Annotated in this window: 10 protein-coding genes; 8 read left to right on the forward strand and 2 right to left on the reverse strand. The window is 38.3% G+C overall.

The window, feature by feature from the left end; all coding sequences use genetic code 11:
* Positions 1–11 precede the first annotated feature (11 nt).
* The 3 genes from EP747_RS14720 to EP747_RS14730 all read left to right on the forward strand — a co-directional run bounded on the left by EP747_RS14720 (position 12) and on the right by EP747_RS14730 (position 7,602).
* The gene (locus EP747_RS14720; protein ID WP_129690878.1) at positions 12–872 is read left to right on the forward strand and encodes a DNA-3-methyladenine glycosylase family protein; all 861 of its coding nucleotides are present in this window, start codon (positions 12–14) and stop codon (positions 870–872) included.
* Positions 873–885: 13 nt separating this feature from the next.
* A complete protein-coding gene (rlmD, locus tag EP747_RS14725) occupies positions 886–2,268 on the forward strand; it encodes a 23S rRNA (uracil(1939)-C(5))-methyltransferase RlmD (protein WP_129690879.1) in 1,383 nt (460 codons plus the stop codon).
* Between the two features lie 1,191 nt (positions 2,269–3,459).
* Entirely contained in the window at positions 3,460–7,602 is a 4,143-nt protein-coding gene (locus tag EP747_RS14730; protein ID WP_129690880.1) for a S8 family serine peptidase, read from the forward strand.
* Between the two features lie 605 nt (positions 7,603–8,207).
* On the opposite strand, the gene ric is transcribed toward EP747_RS14730, so the two are convergent.
* Both ric and EP747_RS14745 read right to left on the reverse strand, forming a co-directional pair.
* Positions 8,208–8,915, reverse strand: a complete 708-nt coding sequence (ric, locus tag EP747_RS14740) for an iron-sulfur cluster repair di-iron protein (protein WP_129690882.1) — start codon at positions 8,913–8,915, stop codon at positions 8,208–8,210.
* A gap of 266 nt (positions 8,916–9,181) precedes the next feature.
* Positions 9,182–9,313, reverse strand: a complete 132-nt coding sequence (locus EP747_RS14745) for a helix-turn-helix domain-containing protein (RefSeq protein WP_129690883.1) — start codon at positions 9,311–9,313, stop codon at positions 9,182–9,184.
* 418 nt (positions 9,314–9,731) lie between these two features.
* Here EP747_RS14745 and EP747_RS14750 point away from each other — a divergent pair, with 418 nt between their 5' ends.
* The 5 genes from EP747_RS14750 to EP747_RS14770 all read left to right on the forward strand — a co-directional run bounded on the left by EP747_RS14750 (position 9,732) and on the right by EP747_RS14770 (position 19,290).
* Entirely contained in the window at positions 9,732–10,742 is a 1,011-nt protein-coding gene (locus tag EP747_RS14750; RefSeq protein ID WP_129690884.1) for a hypothetical protein, read from the forward strand.
* A 906-nt stretch (positions 10,743–11,648) separates the two neighbouring features.
* Positions 11,649–12,788, forward strand: a complete 1,140-nt coding sequence (locus tag EP747_RS14755; RefSeq protein WP_129690885.1) for a D-alanyl-D-alanine carboxypeptidase family protein — start codon at positions 11,649–11,651, stop codon at positions 12,786–12,788.
* Positions 12,789–13,667: 879 nt separating this feature from the next.
* Positions 13,668–17,507, forward strand: coding sequence for a S8 family peptidase (locus EP747_RS14760; protein ID WP_129690886.1), 3,840 nt, complete (start codon positions 13,668–13,670; stop codon positions 17,505–17,507).
* Between the two features lie 188 nt (positions 17,508–17,695).
* A complete protein-coding gene (locus tag EP747_RS14765) occupies positions 17,696–18,034 on the forward strand; it encodes an ASCH domain-containing protein (RefSeq protein ID WP_129690887.1) in 339 nt (112 codons plus the stop codon).
* Between the two features lie 431 nt (positions 18,035–18,465).
* Positions 18,466–19,290, forward strand: coding sequence for an amidohydrolase family protein (locus EP747_RS14770; RefSeq protein WP_129690888.1), 825 nt, complete (start codon positions 18,466–18,468; stop codon positions 19,288–19,290).
* Positions 19,291–19,325: the final 35 nt, after the last annotated feature.

The raw sequence follows: 19,325 nt of genomic DNA on the forward strand, positions 1-19,325 counted from the left end.
GGAACGGGAGAATGTGGAAGGAAGAGGTTGCTTTAGAAACACAATATCAATGGGAAGAAGTGTTAAAGAGATTAGAGCATGAGCCAACATTTACAGTGCATTCTGCAGAAAAGCGGTTAAGCATTCCACTTTATATTGATGGGGATCAAGCAGTTGTAAAGGTTAAGAAAATAAATGATGCTCCGGTTCAGTTTGAAGTCATTAGTGAACATGAAAATAAAGAGAAAATTCTCGAAGAAGTTGCTACTATTTTGCAATGGCAAACAGAATTTGAAGAGTTACATCATCATTTAAGACAAACTACAATTTCTCCTCTAATTGACCTTTTTGGACATACACCAATTACCGTTTCAAATGATCCTTTTGCCTGTTTAATTACATGTATTATTCATCAACAAATACAGCGTACATTTGCTATCCAAGTAACAAAACGATTTGTTCGAATGTATGGTGAAAGAATTGGTAATTCGTGGTTTTTTCCATCTCCTGAAATAATTGCTAATTTAACAATAGATGAATTAAGAGATTTGCAGCTTAGTACTAGAAAAGCTGAATATATGATAGGAATTGCTAAAGCTTGGAGTGAAGGAGTTTTAAGTCATCAAGATTATCGGATATTATCTTCGGATGAAATTTCAAAGGAGTTAATCAAGCTTAAGGGAGTCGGTCCTTGGACAGTTGAAAACTTCTTGTTATTTGGTCTAGGTCGAAAAGATATTTTCCCAGTTGGTGATGTTGGAATTCAAATCGCACTTCAAAAGCTTTTAAATTTAGATGAAAAGCCTTCAAAAGAAATAATGGATTATGTAAAAGAGCAGGTTTCTCCATTTGGAAGCTACGCTGCCCTTTATCTTTGGAAGAGCATAGAATAATGGAGTTGTATATATGAGCAATCAGTTAGAAAATAAATTAGAAGTAGGCCAATCCTTTCCTATTACAATTAAACGTATTGGGATTAATGGTGAGGGTGTCGGTTACTTCAAACGACAAGTAGTCTTTATTAAAGGAGCATTACCTGGTGAGGAAGTAGTTGCAGAGGTAACGAATGTTCGCAACGGTTTTGCAGAAGGTAAAATTCAACGTATTCGAAAAGCATCACCAGATCGTGTAGAGCCGACTTGTAAAATCTACGAAAAATGTGGTGGCTGTCAAATTCAGCATGCATCTTATGAAGGACAACTTCGATATAAACGCGACATTGTCATCCAAGCAATGGAAAAATATGCGAAAGATTTACTAGAAAAAACACCAATTAAAGAAACGATCGGTATGGAAAATCCTTGGAATTATCGCAACAAAAGTCAGCTTCAAGCTGGGCTAGAAAAAAATAAAATTATCGCTGGACTATATACACAAAACTCTCATAATGTAGTCGATATTGGCCATTGCCCAATCCAACATGAGGATTTAAATAAAATTACAGGTAAAGTGAAGAAAATTTTAACTCGTTTAAATATCCCTGTTTATAATGAACGAAAAAATAAAGGGGTAATCCGAACAATCGTAGCGCGAGTTGGTTTACGTACAGGTCAAATCCAATTAGTACTTGTAACAGGAACGAAAGATTTTCCACAGAAAAATGAACTAATCAGTGAAATTAAAAAGCGAATTCCTGAAGTGACAAGCTTAATGCAAAACATTAATAATCAAATGACTTCAGTGATCTTTGGTCGTGAAACTGTCTATTTAGCAGGAGAAGAAGTAATTGAAGAAAAGCTTGGAGACTTATCATTCGAACTTTCGGCAAGAGCATTTTTCCAATTAAATCCTGAACAAACAGTTAAGCTATATGATGAAGTCAAAAAAGCAGCGGCACTTACTGGAACAGAAAAAGTCGTAGATGCTTATTGTGGAGTAGGGACAATCGGACTATGGCTAGCAAAAGACGCAAAAGAAGTTCGAGGCATGGACGTAACGAAAGAAGCAATCATAGATGCTAAAACAAATGCCCTAAGCCATGACTTTACAAATACTCATTACGAAGCAGGTAAAGCTGAACAAGTATTACCGAAATGGTTACAAGAAGGCTGGAAACCAGATGTTATTATAACTGATCCACCGAGAACCGGCTGTGATGAAGAGTTTTTAAATACTGTATTAAAGATTAAACCGAAGAAATTAGTATATGTTTCTTGTAATCCCTCTACTTTAGCTAGGGATTTAAAGGTTTTGAGTAAGAGTTATGATGTGAAGTATTTACAGCCTGTTGATATGTTTCCGCATACTGCACATGTTGAGTGTGTGGCGCAACTCATTTTAAAGGTGTAACACCAAAATAAACATCTGCTAAACAAAATAAACCTTTGCCAAAATCAGAATAAACATCTGAGAAAAGGCATGAACAGGGAAAAGGAATAAGGGACGATCATAGTCACCTCAAGCCTTTTCCCTCTTTTTGTATCAAGACTTTATTCGAAAAATAATAAAGAATTGCGAAAAAAGTTAGAATGAAAAAATCGAAAAATGGGGTTTTGTATCAAAGGTTTATTAACAATGGGAAAAAATGGGAGCATAGGAATGCGGGTTTGCGGGGGAGAAAAAGCAAAAGTTTATTATTGCTGAACAAAAGGAAGGCAACTAACCCATTTTCTGGGCGTTGCCTTTTTTTGTTTCTTGTAACGGATTAACAAGGCTATATTCAATATGGACGGTTCCATCATTTTAACAAGTAATCTTCTCAACCAGTGAATGGAGGATAGCAGGTGTTAATTCATTTAAGTCTAGTACATCTTTTAGCTTTTTGCCGATATTAATTGCGTAATTCTCGTTTTCGCATTCCTTCTATTTTTCATCTAGTTGAGCTTTTTCGATTTGAAGTTCATTAATTTTATTGTCTGTTAATTCTCGATATTCCATGTGGTCATCTTTTGTTAGGACACTTTCAGTATAGGGATATACATACTCTAGCTTTTTATTTCGTAAAGTTTCAATGGTTTTGTTATGGCTTTGAGGTCCTTGCTAATAAGATTATCTATCGATTTGATTCTATAAAATCGTAAGAATTGATAGAATGATTTGAATTTTCAGTCTTTCCCCCAAGGTAAAAATGTTCATAATTTGATAATTTATTACAAAATTTCACCCATCCACCTTGAAAATATGCTATTTTTCACAGGTTTTCGTGCTTTATTGACACGTGTTTAAAATATTTTTAGATGAATGGGTCAATGGAATAACATGGAAATCCCCCAATTGACCCTGTTCTAAGGAGTAGGTACAATGTGAATTGTAATAATTTTGAATTATAATAATTTTCAGATAAAAGTGGAGGGGATGTGATTTAGAAGAAATAATATTTTCGGGCAAGATGGCTCTAATGCCAAATTGAAAAATGTAGGAGGAATTTTGTTGAAGTCAAAATTGTTAAAGCGCACTTTCTCAGTTCTATCGCTTTTTACGCTTATGCTTCAATAATTTCGTTACGATTTTTACAAATTCTTAGCAAGAAAGAGGGAGCCTATGAAAGAGAGAAAATATCGTTTGTACAGCAAAACATCGAAAACTTCAACTGCAATTGCTTTATCATTGGGTTTACTTTTCCCATCCGCCCAGTTTGGGATCGGACATGTTTCGGTTGCAGCTGGTAAATCAGCAGAACAAATCTTAGCATCGCTCACCCCAGAACAACAAGCGGCCTTAAACCAACTTGAGATGACAGAAAACTATGGCTTGCAGGGATTTTCAGATGAAGATCTGAAATCAGACAAAGACATTTCTGTAATCGTACAATTTAAGTCCAAGCCAGGAAAAGTAGCTGTATTAGAGGCCGCTCTGAAAGGCAAAAAAGTAACCAAACAAGAAGCCAATGAACAGGTAGATCAAGAACATTCCACATTCCAAAGTGATCTGAAAAAAATCTTACCTGCTGCCACTTCTTCTTCAGAAGACAAAAGTGCAGAACCTTCTTATAAAATCACCCGTTCCTACAAAACTTCTTATAACGGTGTGGCTCTTACCCTTGCTGCGAACCAAGTAGAGAAGTTGATGAAATCGGAAGTGGTCCAATCCGTACACAAAAATATCACCTTTACGGTAGAGCCCCCTTCCATCGCACAGGAAGAATCGAATAACGCTTCGACGCAAGCGGCTAGTGTTCCCTTTGTAGGAGTTGACAAGCTTCATGCGGAAGGAATCACAGGGAAAGGCGTAAAAGTAGGGGTTATCGATTCAGGGGTCGACTACAATCATCCTGATCTAAAAGATGCCTTCAAAGGTGGCTATGACTTTGTCGATAATGACAACGATCCGATGGAAACCACCTACGCAGATTGGAAAAAGTCAGATGATCCGGAATTCAATAACGGAATACCCTACTACACGGAGCATGGGACTCACGTATCTGGAATCATCGTCGGTCAAGCTAAAAACGATAGTGAAGTCTCTGTCAAAGGAGTCGCTCCAGATGCTGACCTTTATGTGTACCGTGTCCTTGGACCATATGGTAGCGGTACTTCGGAAGCCGTAATGGCGGGGATCGATCGAGCCGTTGCCGATGACATGGATGTAATTAACATGTCCTTGGGAGCAGGAATTAACGATCCATACTCTCCAACGAGTACAGCCGTGAACTATGCGGTATTAAGTGATGTCACTGCCGTGGTGGCTGCGGGTAACTCAGGACTTAACTCTTACACTCTCGGCTCTCCTGGAACTGCTGCACTCGCTCTCACCGTTGGAGCCAGCGATGTATCCATTTCTAATTCGTCCATGAAAGGGGCGATCGGAACACTCAGTGGGCTGGAACTGCGGAACATGGCGATATCCTTCACTGATAACCTATCTACTCTAGAAGGAAAAAGTTTAGATCTTGTAGACGTAGGTCTTGGTGGTGACGCGAATTACACGGGCAAAGATGTGAATGGCAAAATCGCTTTCGTTGCTCGGGGAACATATGCATTTACAGATAAAGTGAAGTTTGCGAAACAACATGGCGCGGCGGCTGTCTTAATGTATAACAACGCACCTGGCCATATTCCTACTTACTTGGGAGAAGATCAAAACTTTATTCCTACTTTCTCTCTTACTCAAGAGGATGGACTCAAGGTGAAGCAGCAGCTAACTGCAGGAAATAAATCCTTCACATTTAGTAATTTATCTGTAACCAAAACACAAGGGGACACCCTAGCTGACTTCAGTTCTCGTGGACCAGCCAAAATTACCTATGACATCAAGCCAGAAGTCACCGCTCCTGGAGTTAGTGTGTTGTCTTCTGTACCCGCTTACATAGGGAACCATGACGCACCAACCGATTACAAATATGCGTATGCTCGTCTCTCAGGTACTTCCATGGCGACGCCAAATGCGGCTGGTGTAGCAGCACTATTATTACAAGTCAATCCAACGTTACAGCCGGAAGATGTAAAAACAATCATGATGAACACGGCTGATCCACTGAATGGTTCCTACAGTGTATTTGAAGTGGGAGCAGGACGCGTGGATCCTTATCAAGCCGTTCATACTGGGATGAAGATTCAAGTACAGGATACAACCCTAGTTCCTAACGGTGATGTAATCACTACTATCAAAGAAAAAACAGGTGGCATTGCGTTTGGCACTCATTTTGCAGGTGAAGATCTTAGCGTTACCAAAAAGTTGAAATTTCAGAACCTAACTGATAAAGTAAAGAATTTCAATTTGAACGTTCAGTTCCAAGCGGTGAAAGGTAGCCTAGATGCCGTAGCCAACCAGGTACAAGTGAAATTCCACCCAACCATAACAGTGGATCCAGCTTCTACCGAAAGTTTACATGTTACCATCGAAGTACCTAAAGCTGCTGCTGAAGGAATTTACGAAGGTTACCTCTTAGTGACCAACCAAGAGGATCAAACCGAGCAATATCGGATTCCATTTAGTGTTCGTACAGCGGAAGACAACTTCAAAACACTGGATATCGGAGATAGTAATATCATTTCCCCAGCCTACTATCGCTATGATCACTATGGCAAATTTAATAATAAACATTCCTCGGTAAATGCGCTAATGAACTTGAAAACACCGATGAAAACCATGGACATGATCTTAGTAGATCGGAAATCGGGGCAAGGGCTTGGTTTCGTTGGACGACTCAATCTGGTTGGAAAAGAGATCGATACAAACTATTCACTAGTTATGTTTAATGGAAACTACTATCCGTTTACAGCCGATGGAATCTCCACAGAAACAGCACAAGCAAAACCGGGGCAATACCAACTGAAAACGATTACGACTACTGAGGCTGACAAAGTTCTTACCAAATCCTTCGATCTAATAGTAGATATTGATCAACCTACTTTTACAAGCTCATTGGATCAAGAGTCTCCGATTCTTGAATACAAACCAGGTCAAACTACTTATCCAATAGAAGTGCAAATCTATGACAAAGAAATTGAAGCGGCAAAACAAGCAGGGATGGCAGTCGACCAATCCAAAAACTTGCTCATGTGGTCCCGGAACAGTCCAATATCCAGCACTGTCCGTATGGACACAGCGGGAAAATGGAAACAAGAAATCCTGATGGATGAAAAAACTCCGGTCCTAAGCGTTAAGATGGATGGATTGGATGCAGGTGGGAACATAGGTGGAAGCAAAGCCTACTACTTTGTTAAAGAAGGTACTCCATTTGCTTATGGAACAAGTAAACAAAAATCGATCGCATTAGGGGAAACGATTACCACTACCCTCACACTGGACAATGTACAAAAATTAAAGTCAGCCACTTGGAATTTGTTAGACTATAGTGGTTATGTTCCTAAATTTGGCACTCAACTAGAAGTGGTTGAAGCAAAAGCTAATACAGCATTAAGTGAGTTTGGTAAAGGAACAGTAACCGTTACCTATACGAATGGAAAACCATCAATCAAACTAGATGTAGCGTCTACGAAAGAAGTTTCTGGCAAAATTCCTGCTGTAGACGTAACTATTAAGGTGAAAGATACTGCTTACACTACAGTAGCAGGATTTAATGCAAATGTTTCTTATGTGAATGAAGCGGGCACATCAACCAATCTCTTCTTTTCACCATTTTCTTGGAACGTCACCCCTACGTTCTCTGAAGCATTTGGCTATCTTACAGCAGAAGGTTTTAGAAAGTATGCATCTGGTCAAGTTATAATGTGGAATAAAAAAGATTGGGTTCAAGCTGGGGCAAAAGTAATCTTAACCGATGCTATGGGTAAAGTATACGATGCAACTATAAAAAGCACATTTAACCCAGAGTTCCTTGCGACTAAGCTTCCGTTAACCGATCAACTATTTACCAAAGAAGTACACCTACCCGGGCACTTTATTACGATACAAAAAAATCAAAAAGTTGGCTTCTTCCGCAACGGTGTATGGTATGGGCAATATATGTACATTGACAACAAAGAAGCAGTAGCAGGTGATGTAAACCAAGACCAAGTAATCGACATTTACGATGCACTGGCGATTCAAAAAGCTTGGGGCACAAATAATCGCGAAGCAGATATTAACTTTGATGGTATTGTTAATGCAACAGACATCGGATTTGTCAAAACCAACTACTTAAAAGTAAATCCAGATGTAGAAAATACGCCAAAACCTGCAGATAATGTGAAGAGTAAAAGATTAGATGATATTTTAAGAGAACTTGGAGTAACACCTTAATTCAATTTGCTTAAGGAGTCCTGATCAGATCAGGACTCTTTTTTTTATATCATTTTAGCTCTTATTTGGACTGATAGCATGGACCACAATAAATTCTGCCATAGGCTTCAAACGTTTCATTAGACTCTACAATTAAGTGGATTTAATACGCTTTATGTTTTTTGTGATATCACTATACTACACAAAGAAGATGATTTCTGTATTCTGTTATGATCCCCTTATAGTAGACAGTCAAAAGAAAGTTAAGGTGCTGTTTATTATCGAGGGGATTTATTTATGGAGAAAAATAAGAACTTTTTCGATTGATTTCAAAATGAAAGCTATTGAAATGTATTTACATAGAGGATCAAGTCGTCATGAACCAAAGAAGATTGTAAATATGGGTGTAACTTGGGTTTTTATATCGTCCAAAGACGCCCTTTGTCTCTTGTAAAAATCCCCTATAGAGCAGAAAATTAAAAAAGTCTACTCTATAGGGTACTTTCATTCTCAAAATAAATCCGTTCTATGATGCCGATTTCACTATTTTTTAACGGTCCTTTAAAAAATCTCTGTATAGTACTTAATAAATACCACACAGGGATATCATTTAAATTCTTAATTTTTTACATCATTTGAAATACACGAGAAAAAAGAATGTTGTTCTCTAGATGAATATGCTCGAATAAGTCTGATTCAAGTGCTTCAAGGCGTTGATAAACTAAACGGTAAGTTCCGCATGCACCTGCTGGTGGAGTAAAATCATTTGTAATTTTACGGATTTCTTTAATAATGTCACCTGCATGTTGATGCTCTTGCTCTAATTCAGATACGATTTTTGCTAATTTATCTTTATTTTCATTTGTAGGTTGATTTTCAAAAGAGATAAGGGTTGGGAAATCTTCTGTTTCTTCTTTAATTATGTGTTGCTCAAGCTCTGTTTTTAAATTGTTAAAAAGCCTATGAATTTGAGCTAAGTGAGGTTGATCGGCACCGTGTACACGAAGCACTTTAGTTACATATGGGCTTAATTGAGGTAGCTCCTCATTTAAATAACGATGATGTTTATCAACTATATATTGTATTAATTCTTTAGATGAAGCCTTTTTCCAATCAATGAATGAATCACTTCTCTCTTTAGCTTCATTATAAAGTGAGTTTAATTGTGTTAAAACTTCATCTGGAGACAAGTTTCTTTCTTGGATTGCTTCTATTAATGGACGATTTCCTCCACAGCAAAAGTCAATTCGGTTTGCTTTAAAAAAATCACTCGCTTTCGGAAAAGTTGTGACGATATTTGCAATTATGGATGATTCCGTAAAAGTTTGTGTCATTGTAATTCCTCCTTGATATGATTTATAACTAACTAAATCATATCAAGAGTTAGATTGAATCATTGTGATTCATATCACAAATTCGAATGGAATTTATCAATAAACATGATAATTTCCTTTCATACTTCATGAAGAAAAAAAGATTGTTTCTTTATCAGGAGTTGGTAAAGAAACCGTGTATAAAGAAGTAGATTGGAGTGTAAGGCAACAGATCATCATCTTCAAATAGCATCAATTTTACTAACATCCTTATATAATAAAGAACCTTAATGAATGATTTCGTCTGCTAATTTAGATGGATTGATAACATAAAAACCTTTGCTATCAACTGAAAAGGCATCTTTTTTTCGTAACTGGTTCAAGGTTCTGCTTACCGTTTCCCTTGAAGTTCCAATCATATTGGCCAATTCTCTATTTGTAAGTTTGGTAGCTTACTAGTGATTCCTATAAAGACGAATGAAAAATAATTTTAAAAGGTAAGAAGGTGTGAGATGCTTCTTTCAAACTATTATAAAGTCGGCAATACCGAAGAACATAGTCGTCTCTGATTCTTGTAGTGTCTGATACATCCAATTCACGATGAAAGGAGCAAAGTAAGAGTTAGTTGACCATTAGGCATGTACTACTTAAAGTTAAGAACTACTTTTATTGCATATTAGAGGGCATTTAATTTATTTGATAACTTCTGAAAGTTGTGTTTTCTTATTAGCAAGTTTATCCCTTACAAAAATCTCCCTAACGAATATATTAAAATTAGATTAAAAAATAATTATTTTAATCTAAAAAATATTAATAGAAGGGAGTTTTTTATCTAGAATGAAATTACGAAATGACTTTCTCTACATTGGTGACGGCTCCGACAACACCGTGAAGACTTTCGATGGAAAAACGGGAAGGTTCCTTGGCAGTTTTGTTGCTTCAGACTGTAACTGTTTGTTCGGTCCTCGAGGACTGATTTTCGATCATAGTGATAATCTCCTAGTTACGAACCAAAACGTCGGACAACCTCAGAATGGTGGCGTGTTGAAGTTCAATGGACAGACTGGACAGTTTCTAGGTCAACTCGTCGATCCCAATGAGCCTAATGCACCGTTCGCACCGCGCGGTATCGTTCTTTCGAAACAAAATATTCTGTTTGTGGCAGACCTTATTGAATCGAACGGACTGAATGGGGAGGTGCGGACCTATGATGGTACCACTGGGGCGTTTATGGCGAATCTTGAACACCCACCTAGCGGACAGTTTTTTCCCCGAAGTGTAGTAATTGGTCCCGACGGCTTGTTATATGTGTCCGTTCGCAACGATCCTAATACTGCAGAAGGTCAGCTTGGTGGACGAGTAGTGCGCTATAATCCAAGAACCGGGAAATTCCTTGGAGTGTTCATTGAGAGCGATCCCATCAACGATCTTAACCGTCCGGAAGGTTTGGTCTTCGGTCCTGATGGCAACCTCTATATCACCAGTTTCAGAAGGGACGCGAATGACACGGACAAAATTCTTATCTTCGACGGACGTAAGGGCAGGTTTCTTGACAAAATTGATCTCGATGCCGTCGGACAGCCCCGCGCCTTTGCGCAGGCAATCTTGTTTGGTCCTGATGGAAAACTGTTTGTGCCAATTAATGGTGACGGTCCCGACACTGGTTCTGTTCGCAAATACAACGTCCATCATCATCATAAGACGTTCGATGTATTCGTGCCTCCAGCTTCATTGGGAGGACCGTTAGGGATACCGTGGTATCTGACGTTTGGCAATACGAATCCTGCTACATTGGCTTATGGATGCGATCAAGATGATGATGATGATTGCGAATCAGAAGACGATTAGAGCAACCATCTTTACCAAATCAGTTACAGCGCTATTGTGTTATAAAAAGGACAACTAGAAATATCTAGTTGTCCTTTTTAGATTTGATTCTATACTTGTATTCACCACCAACACCCCATGTGTTGTCACATGCACTCTACACATGTTGAGTGTGTGGCTGAGCTTGTTTTAAAAGGAGGCAACTAACCCTTTGGGCGTTGCCTTTTTATGTTTCCTGTAAAGGATTAACAAAGCTGTAATGGATGTAGACAAAGTCATTATTTTTACAAATAATCTTATCTAACCGATCAAATAAAGAAGGAACTGCGGTGATAATTCTTTTAAGTTAAGGAAAACTTCCATTTTTTACTCGATACCAATGGAGTATATACATTGGATGCTTATTTGCGTCACGGCGAATAAGATGTGTTACAACTTTCTTAAATGTTTACGTTGCGGCTTCGCTTTGACCTTCCTTAAAAAATACAGTGAATAAAAGTGTTAAAATGGTTAAAGAAACAAATGAATTCTAAATAAATTTATAAAGACATTTTTTTTAATTTTAATTTTTTTTTGATGCAAAGGTATTATAGTTCATATATTCTATTTTTTTGTAATTTTCATTTTTTTCATTTTTTATTACAATTTTCCCTTTGTTATATAGAATTAAAACTATTAATTTCTATTTTTTGCCCAAATTGGATAATAGCAACCAAACCTCTCTGTTAAGGCATTTATTATGTTTATTTAAAAAATGTAGATTAAAAGAAGGTTAAAAATCGGTTAAAAATTCTGTTTTGCATGGTAAATTACCCCAAATTTAAAAACGAATTGATGAAGTATACTTATTTGAGTATATATTCTCAATTGAGAATAGGAGATTCTTAATTTGGGAAACGTTTTTTCAAACAAAGGGAGAGAGAAAAAATGAAAAAAACAGTGAGAGCCATCATCTTATCAATCTTAAGTGTCATCTTATTATCGTTTTCATCGGTTGATGCTGCTACTACAACATCCCCTTCACTTTATAGCGACAAAGCAGTGACGATCATTGCAGATACAGGTGAATTGGTGTATTCAAAAAAAAGCACAGTACCTGACTTTCCAGCAAGCACAACAAAAATTTTAACTGCCCTTCTCATGCTTGAAAAATTAAAACCAACCGACAGAATTACGATGACTAGTAAAAGTGTGAAAGAAGAACGCAACAATGACGAAATCATCTTAAAAAAAGGTGAAAGTATGAAGCGTGATGTAGCACTAAAAATCTTAATAATTAATAGTAACAACAATCTCGCTTATGCGATTGCAGAAAAAATCAGTGGAAGTGTTCCAGAATTTGCAAAACTTATGAACAAACGGGCAAAAGAACTAGGTGCAAAAAACTCAAACTTCGTAAATGCAAGTGGTCTTCCGAACAATAAACATAAAACAACTGCCTACGATTTAGCAATGATCACCCGTGTAGCCCTTAAACAACCATTATTAGTAAAAGCTATGAGTACAACGAAAACAACTGTTAAAACATCTCGTCAAAAAGCAACATTGACGAAAACAAACGCTATTTTTAGTAATCCAAATTTCTTAGCAGCCAAAACAGGTTTTACGAATGCAGCAAAAAATACCTTAATTGAAGCAACTCGTAAAAACAACATCACGTTAATCCATGTTGTACTTCGTTCTTCCAAAAAAAACTATCCAAAAGATATCGAAAAATTAGATGCCTATGCTTATAGTAAGGTTCGAAAACTTACTTTTGTCGATCGTTCAAATTATAAACCTACTATCACGATTTTAGATAAACAAATCGAGACAAGAGCAATGTCTAACCTTACGTTGATAACTGCTTTACCAGAATCAGATTTTACTATAAAAGTAGTACCAAATAATTTTGATGAACAAACACTGATTGAAAAAGGCATCCTGCCAAAACAAGTCGTAGGTCACACCGAAGTTTACCAAAAAAATAAAAAAATAAAAGATACAACACTTGTTTCTGCATACAACTATACATTTGCACCAGTTGACACTTCAACCGCTTCTAATGATTATGATACAAGCCATTAATTAAAACAAAAAACTAATCAATTTTATTTGGTTAGTTTTTTTGTTTTGACTATATTGTGGTATTTTTATATATTTTCGCTTGATTAATCCAATTTTTTATATATCTTCCACTTTGTAGTTATTTTTTAATGTTACTGTTGTGAAGCTCCGATTTTTGAGCTTCTTTGTTGGCTAACGCATGCTTTAGTTGAACAACATAATCGGCTGTTTAGTCGATTTTTTTGTTGGCGTACCCAACAAGCCGTTAGTTCCTAACTGGTGAAAGTTCATTCTAAGTAAGAGCCAAGTCGCCTAGTAGCTAACAGGCAACTGGTGGAGAAATCCTAAGGGTTGAAGCCCTGTGACAAAGTAACTTCCTTATAGAAGTACGAGCAAATTTACAGGTTGAAAAATCCTGCCGCCTCTTCAATATTAACCTCAAAATAGCCTTATTCCAGGTTTTAATGAATTTTTTTCATGAAAAGCATGGTTTTTTCTAATGAAACTTTAAAATTCCCCCAACCAATTCCTAATATTCTTCGATTTATTACAACAATTAATACCATAGTACTTCATTTTTAAAATTTTATTTTACAAAATAAAACATTAAAATCTATTTTTTGTAGATATTTGACTAAAAACCTTTAAGGAGTTTATGAAATATTACCCCAATGTACACGAATAGAAGTCCTGAATTATAATTTGAATTAATATTTCTGAATATTGAAACTATTGATATTTAGCTTCCAATTTTCAGTAGTAGATTAGAAATCTTAAAAGAATCATGTAGAAAGACACAGATCCGTGTATTAAATGTGATGGTAGTCCTCAGCAAGAGAACCTTACATTTTTACAAATATATTAGTCTACTATTTACTAGGAAAAGGAGTTTATGCATCTATGGGGAAAAGAAGAAACAAAAAAATGATTAATGTATTAACCGCGAGCTTGGCTTCGGCAATTCTATTGGGAACAAGTACTACTAATTCACTTGCTTATGAAGACAGCGCTACTGAAACGTCTGCCACAGACCTGACAGCTCAGCAACAGGAGAACAGCCCGGTTGCACATACATACACGGTTACCCTTGTTACAGGTGATGTCGTTTATGTAGAAAAACATAATGACGGAACTTTGGTGTGCACTTTACAACCAAGGGAGGACGGATCCGAAGAACCATTTATTACGAAAAGTATTGATGAGGGCTTTTATGTGATTCCGAATAAAGCTACACCATTCCTAGCTGCTGGTCAGCTGGATGAGGAGCTTTTTAACATCAAAAAATTAATTGAATATGGATATGATGACTCTCATCAGGAGAGTATTCCAATGATTGTAACAGAGGAGTTCGGAAAAGTTGCTCCATCTGTCAGCGAAGCAGCTGATGAAGCTGTGACAACTGGAGCAACCGAAAAAGTGGAGCTCCAAAGTGTCAATGCGGTTGCAGTGAAAACGGACAAAAAGCATGCCAAGAAATTCTGGGAGGCTGTTGACGGACAGGCCGTAACCGTAACAAATAAAGCTAAACCTGAGCTTACTGATGGCATTAAAAAGATTTGGTTGGACAAGCCAGTACATGTTCTACTCGACAAGAGTGTTCCGCAAATCGGAGCGCCTACAGCATGGGCATCAGGGTATGATGGTAAAGGCGTGAAAGTTGCTGTCTTGGATACTGGGATTGATCCGAATCATCCGGATCTTAAAAACGTTATCAAAGAAGAGAAGAGCTTCATAGATGGTGAAGATTTTGTCGATCACCACGGGCACGGTACGCATGTTGCTTCGACGATTGCTGGATCTGGAGCAGCCTCTGGCGGTAAAATGAAGGGCGTAGCTCCTGGTGCAGAACTTATTATTGGGAAAGTACTTAGCAATGCAGGTTCAGGTTCTGAATCGGCAATCATCGCAGGAATGGAATGGGCTGTTCAAGAAAAGGCTGATATCGTTAGCATGAGCCTTGGTGGAAGTGCGACTGACGGCACAGATCCAATGAGTCAAGCGGTCAACAATCTGAGTGCAACCAGCAACACATTGTTTGTCATTGCTGCCGGTAATGCAGGATCAGCACCGAATACCGTCGGTGCGCCAGGGGCGGCAGAAAAAGCATTGACCGTTGGGGCAGTTGACAAATCCGACTTTTTGGCTAGCTTCTCAAGTCGCGGTCCGGTTTTGAAAAATAATAGAGTTAAACCTGAAATTACAGCACCAGGAGTAGGAATTGTTGCTGCTCGTGCGGCAGGAACGTCTCTCGGTACCCCTGTTGACGCGAACTACAGTTCTCTAAATGGTACCTCAATGGCTACGCCACATGTTGCAGGTGCGGCTGCTATTTTGAAACAAAGACACCCGGATTGGACGGGAGACCATATCAAGCAGGTATTAACGAGTACAGCGGTGGTCCCTAAACCACAAATCGGAGTATATGAACAGGGAGCTGGACGTGTAAGTATTCCGGACGCATTGGACGCTACTGTCTACAGCAGTCCTGCAGTCGTCAGTATGGGAGCTGGTATGGTTGACGACAAGCCTATAGAAAAGATATTTACTTATGTCAACCCAACTGATAGTGAGGTGACATTGAATCTAACAACGAGTCTCACTGCACCAGGTTTTGTACCAGAGGCAGATAAAGCTAAAATTTTCACTCTAGACAAGTCAGTGGTCACTGTACCAGCACATGGCAGCAGTCAGGTAAAGGCGACATTTAATCCGTTATATGGTAATGTCGGGAATGACAGATTAGTGGTTACAGCTACTCCAAGTGCAGGTGTAGGTAACAAAATAAAAACGACGATTGGTGCAACGAAGACAGTACCATTAGTTAATGTAACGATTAATAAGATTGACCGCAACGGAAACCCAGCGGGAGCTTTCCCTATCAGCGCGTTAAATCTGGACACTGGAGAACAGGGCTCTTTAAACATTGGTGCTGGGACGGATACCATTCGCTTAAAGCCTGGGCATTGGTCACTGATGACCTACATTCCAACGACACTTGATGGAGTTACTGCGCAAAACTTCACCTTAGTAGGCGAGACTAATGTGGAATTGGTATACAAGCAGGACAAGACGATAATAATGGATGCACGTATGGGCGAAGAAGTCAAGGTCGTAACACCTAAGGAGTCCGAATCAGGGCTGATCAATGTTGGTTTTACCCAAAAGGCTTTCACAGGATTAAAAGTAGGCGTCATGTTTAATGCACCGGGCAGATTCCGTCAACACTTTTATGCTGTGCCAACAAAGCCGGTGAAGGACTTCGAGTTCATCTACCAGCAGCGCAAATTCGCTCCACAGATCAAGGCATCTTATGACGGGTACGGTGGTTCACTCCCGGTTTACCCAGTGATGTTTGTGCCTAAGTTGAATGGTAACAAGACACTCAAAGCAGTCTACATCGGCAAGGGAAGTCCAGAGGAACTTAGCGGCAAGGATGTTCGTGGTAAGCTAGCAGTCGCGATCCGTGATGTGACGAAGAAGCCTGGACAGCAGATTAATGCCATAGCGAGTTCGGGTGCTGAGGCAGTAATCCTCGTCAACGACAGACCAGGTCCATACTCCACTGAAGTGTTTAGAGCAGACAATGTGGCTATTCCAGCATGGACGCTTGGTGATAGCGACGGAGCGGTACTGATCGATCGAATTGCCAATGGTCCAACCAATATAAACTTTAAGGGTACTCCTAACAGCCCGTACGCGTACAACTACGCAACGGTTATTCCTGGTGGGATTCCGGCTGGCTTTTCAGAGGAAATAACCGAAGAAAACTCTGAAGTAGTGAATACACATTACCGCAGCAACAAGAAGTGGTTGCATGTCGGTGAGACGAACTCAGCGTTTCGCTCAGGTGAAAATATTACACAATGGGTAGAGTTTTTCGAAAATGCACCACTAGACAGGGAAGAGTGGTACTCCACTGGCAGCAAGTCGCCGGTGAAAGAAATGAGATGGTTACACACGGTCTACCCAGATGCAGGTAAAAACTATCTTGGTAATACTGTACGCAATATGAAATCCGCAGAATTCTATGCACCTGGCACAAAGCGCGAGGAGACTTGGATGGGTGCAGGGCTTGGTCTAGTTGGTCCTGAGAAAGGTATTGTTGGCAAATCTATTGCGTATCGTCAGGGAGACACCTTTAATCTGAATATCTTGGAACAGGGTGACAGTGAACCGACCCACTATGGCACGTTCGACTACGATGACGACGTAGTGAAAATGCGCGTCTACCAGGATGGGATGCTAAAAGCGGAGAATAAAAAATTTGTTAATACAAAAGTACCAGTAAGCGCTAACCCAGCGAACTACAAAATCACTGTTGATACGTCTCGTCTGGACTGGTTCCCTCTATCTACAAAGACCAGCACAGCGTGGACGTTCAAGTCCGAGCGAACAGCGAATGGAGATATCGAACACCTTGGGCTGTTGTGGCCGAAGTATGGTTTTGACCTAGATATGGAGAACAAGGCAATGCGTGGCATTACGGACCACTTCGATCTTTCATTCATACTTCAGTCCCTTGATACTCCAAACATGAACGGGGTCGAGGCTGCAGTATCCACTGACGACGGCAACACATGGAGTAACACAAAGGTGGAGAAGAGAGAAAATGGTCACTACACTGTAACCGTGAAAAATCCAGATTCTGGCTATGTATCGATTCGCATCAAGGCGACAGATATGAACGGCAACCAGGTTGAACAGACCCTAATTAGAGCATACGCAGTACGTGAAAAATAAAAATAGTTGAAAATCAAGTATGATTTGGTATTAGATAAATAATTGAAGTAATTTCTTTTATGACCTTTACCCCAAATAATAGCCGCTATTAAATAGTGTCTCTTATTTGGGGGCATTTAAATAATATATTATTTTCAATGAATACATATTTCCTAATAGTAAGGAATTATAAAGGAGGAATTTTTTAAATGAACACCAATACATTGCCACCAAAAACTTGTTCGATTGATCGCTTAATTACATCACTTTCGGACATCGAGCTAGTCCTGTCAGGTAAAAAAACGGCTACTCGTCGTAACGGAAGATATGCAGATGTAGGCGAAATCATGTCACTTCAAGGAAATAACTTTGTCATTGAGAAAGTTTATTCGCAGTCACTTGGAGAGCTTACTGATGACCATGCAAAGCAAGAAGGGTTCGAAACGGTTGAAGAGTATAAACAAGCCATTTTGTCTTATCACCCTGGCATGCCATGGCTACCAAAAATGAAAGTATGGGTGCATGAATTTAGCCCAGTAAAAGATTAATTCATAAGCGAAAGATTGGATGGTGCTTGCACCATCCTTTTTTATGGCAATTGAAGCGATATAATATTGTATAATTTTAAAGTATAACGTCTACAAGAATGTTGTTAAACCCAACAACTATTGTTTTGTCAATTACAGTCAACACACGTGGAGTGCGTAGCTGAACTTGTAATAAAGAAAGACAACTAACCCTCGGGTGGTTGTCTTTTCTTATTTCTTGTAGCAGATTTGTAAAGCTGAATTGAATTTGGACAGTAGTCATTAATTTAATAAAGTTTTTATTAAAGCATATATTTGATACTAGTACTAATGGTGTAAAAGTGAACAATATTAAAAATTGATTTCACTGTTGATGAGCCAATACATTGATAATAATAGAAGAGGGGGAGATTTATATTATTGTTGATTGCCATTTTCATGTGGATGAATCCATGCTGACTTTAGAAAAAATGATAGAGGGGATGGATAAAAATAATGTAACAAAAACTGCACTGATTGCCCCTATGAGTGAAACAATGTTTGAATTGGATAGCACTATTCAGTATCATATACAACGATTATTCCGTTTTCTAATACTTAATACACCTCAAATTGGGCAAAAAATTTATGATGGTCTTGTGGAAGATGGCTATTTGAAACTTTATGGTAATTCATATAAGATTTTTACCAAGCCTAACAATGATATCGTGGCTACTGCAATTGCAAGATTTCCAGACCGATTTCTTGGTTGGGTAGCAGTGAATCCTATGATTCCTAATTTTATGGAAGGGTTAGAATTTTATCTAAAAAAAAGTAACTTTATTGGGGTAAAGGCTCATCCATTCATGCACGGTTATAGTATTAAAGCTCTTGAACCAGTTGCTGCTTTGTGTGAATCAAAAGGTGTACCTATGATTATTCATCTATCTTCTGAGATTGACTCCTATAAATATCTACCAGAAAATTTCCCTAAACTTAAATTAATTTATGCTCACGCTGGCCTACCATTTTGGAAAAAACTATGGAAATACGTTAAGGAACAACCAAATGTATATGTTGATACTTCAAGTGACTATCTCAATCCGTCAATTGTAAAACAAGCAGTAGAGGCTTTAGGTTACCAAAAAGTTCTTTTTGGCTGTGACGGTCCATATGGAATGAAAAAATTCAATGAATATGACTATTCAGACAAGAAAAGCTGGATTGAATCCTTGCTAATTCCTGATAACCAAAAGGAATACATACTCGGAAAAAACTTTTTAGGATTAATTCAATAAGGAAATATTATCTTTATTAAATGAAGACAACAATA

It is taken from the genome of Gottfriedia acidiceleris (assembly GCF_004138285.1).
GTDB classification, from domain to species: domain Bacteria; phylum Bacillota; class Bacilli; order Bacillales; family Bacillaceae_G; genus Gottfriedia; species Gottfriedia acidiceleris_A.

What these genes read in the sequence shown, in the direction of transcription:
- EP747_RS14765 (WP_129690887.1), top strand. Translation starts at nt 17,696, where the DNA reads ATGAACACCAATACATTGCCACCAAAAACTTGTTCGATTGATCGCTTA.
- EP747_RS14770 (WP_129690888.1), top strand. Translation starts at nt 18,466, where the DNA reads ATGCTGACTTTAGAAAAAATGATAGAGGGGATGGATAAAAATAATGTA.
- EP747_RS14720 (WP_129690878.1), top strand. Translation starts at nt 12, where the DNA reads ATGTGGAAGGAAGAGGTTGCTTTAGAAACACAATATCAATGGGAAGAA.
- EP747_RS14755 (WP_129690885.1), top strand. Translation starts at nt 11,649, where the DNA reads ATGAAAAAAACAGTGAGAGCCATCATCTTATCAATCTTAAGTGTCATC.
- EP747_RS14760 (WP_129690886.1), top strand. Translation starts at nt 13,668, where the DNA reads ATGGGGAAAAGAAGAAACAAAAAAATGATTAATGTATTAACCGCGAGC.
- EP747_RS14730 (WP_129690880.1), top strand. Translation starts at nt 3,460, where the DNA reads ATGAAAGAGAGAAAATATCGTTTGTACAGCAAAACATCGAAAACTTCA.
- rlmD (WP_129690879.1), top strand. Translation starts at nt 886, where the DNA reads ATGAGCAATCAGTTAGAAAATAAATTAGAAGTAGGCCAATCCTTTCCT.
- ric (WP_129690882.1), bottom strand. Translation starts at nt 8,915, where the DNA reads ATGACACAAACTTTTACGGAATCATCCATAATTGCAAATATCGTCACA.
- EP747_RS14750 (WP_129690884.1), top strand. Translation starts at nt 9,732, where the DNA reads ATGAAATTACGAAATGACTTTCTCTACATTGGTGACGGCTCCGACAAC.
- EP747_RS14745 (WP_129690883.1), bottom strand. Translation starts at nt 9,313, where the DNA reads ATGATTGGAACTTCAAGGGAAACGGTAAGCAGAACCTTGAACCAGTTA.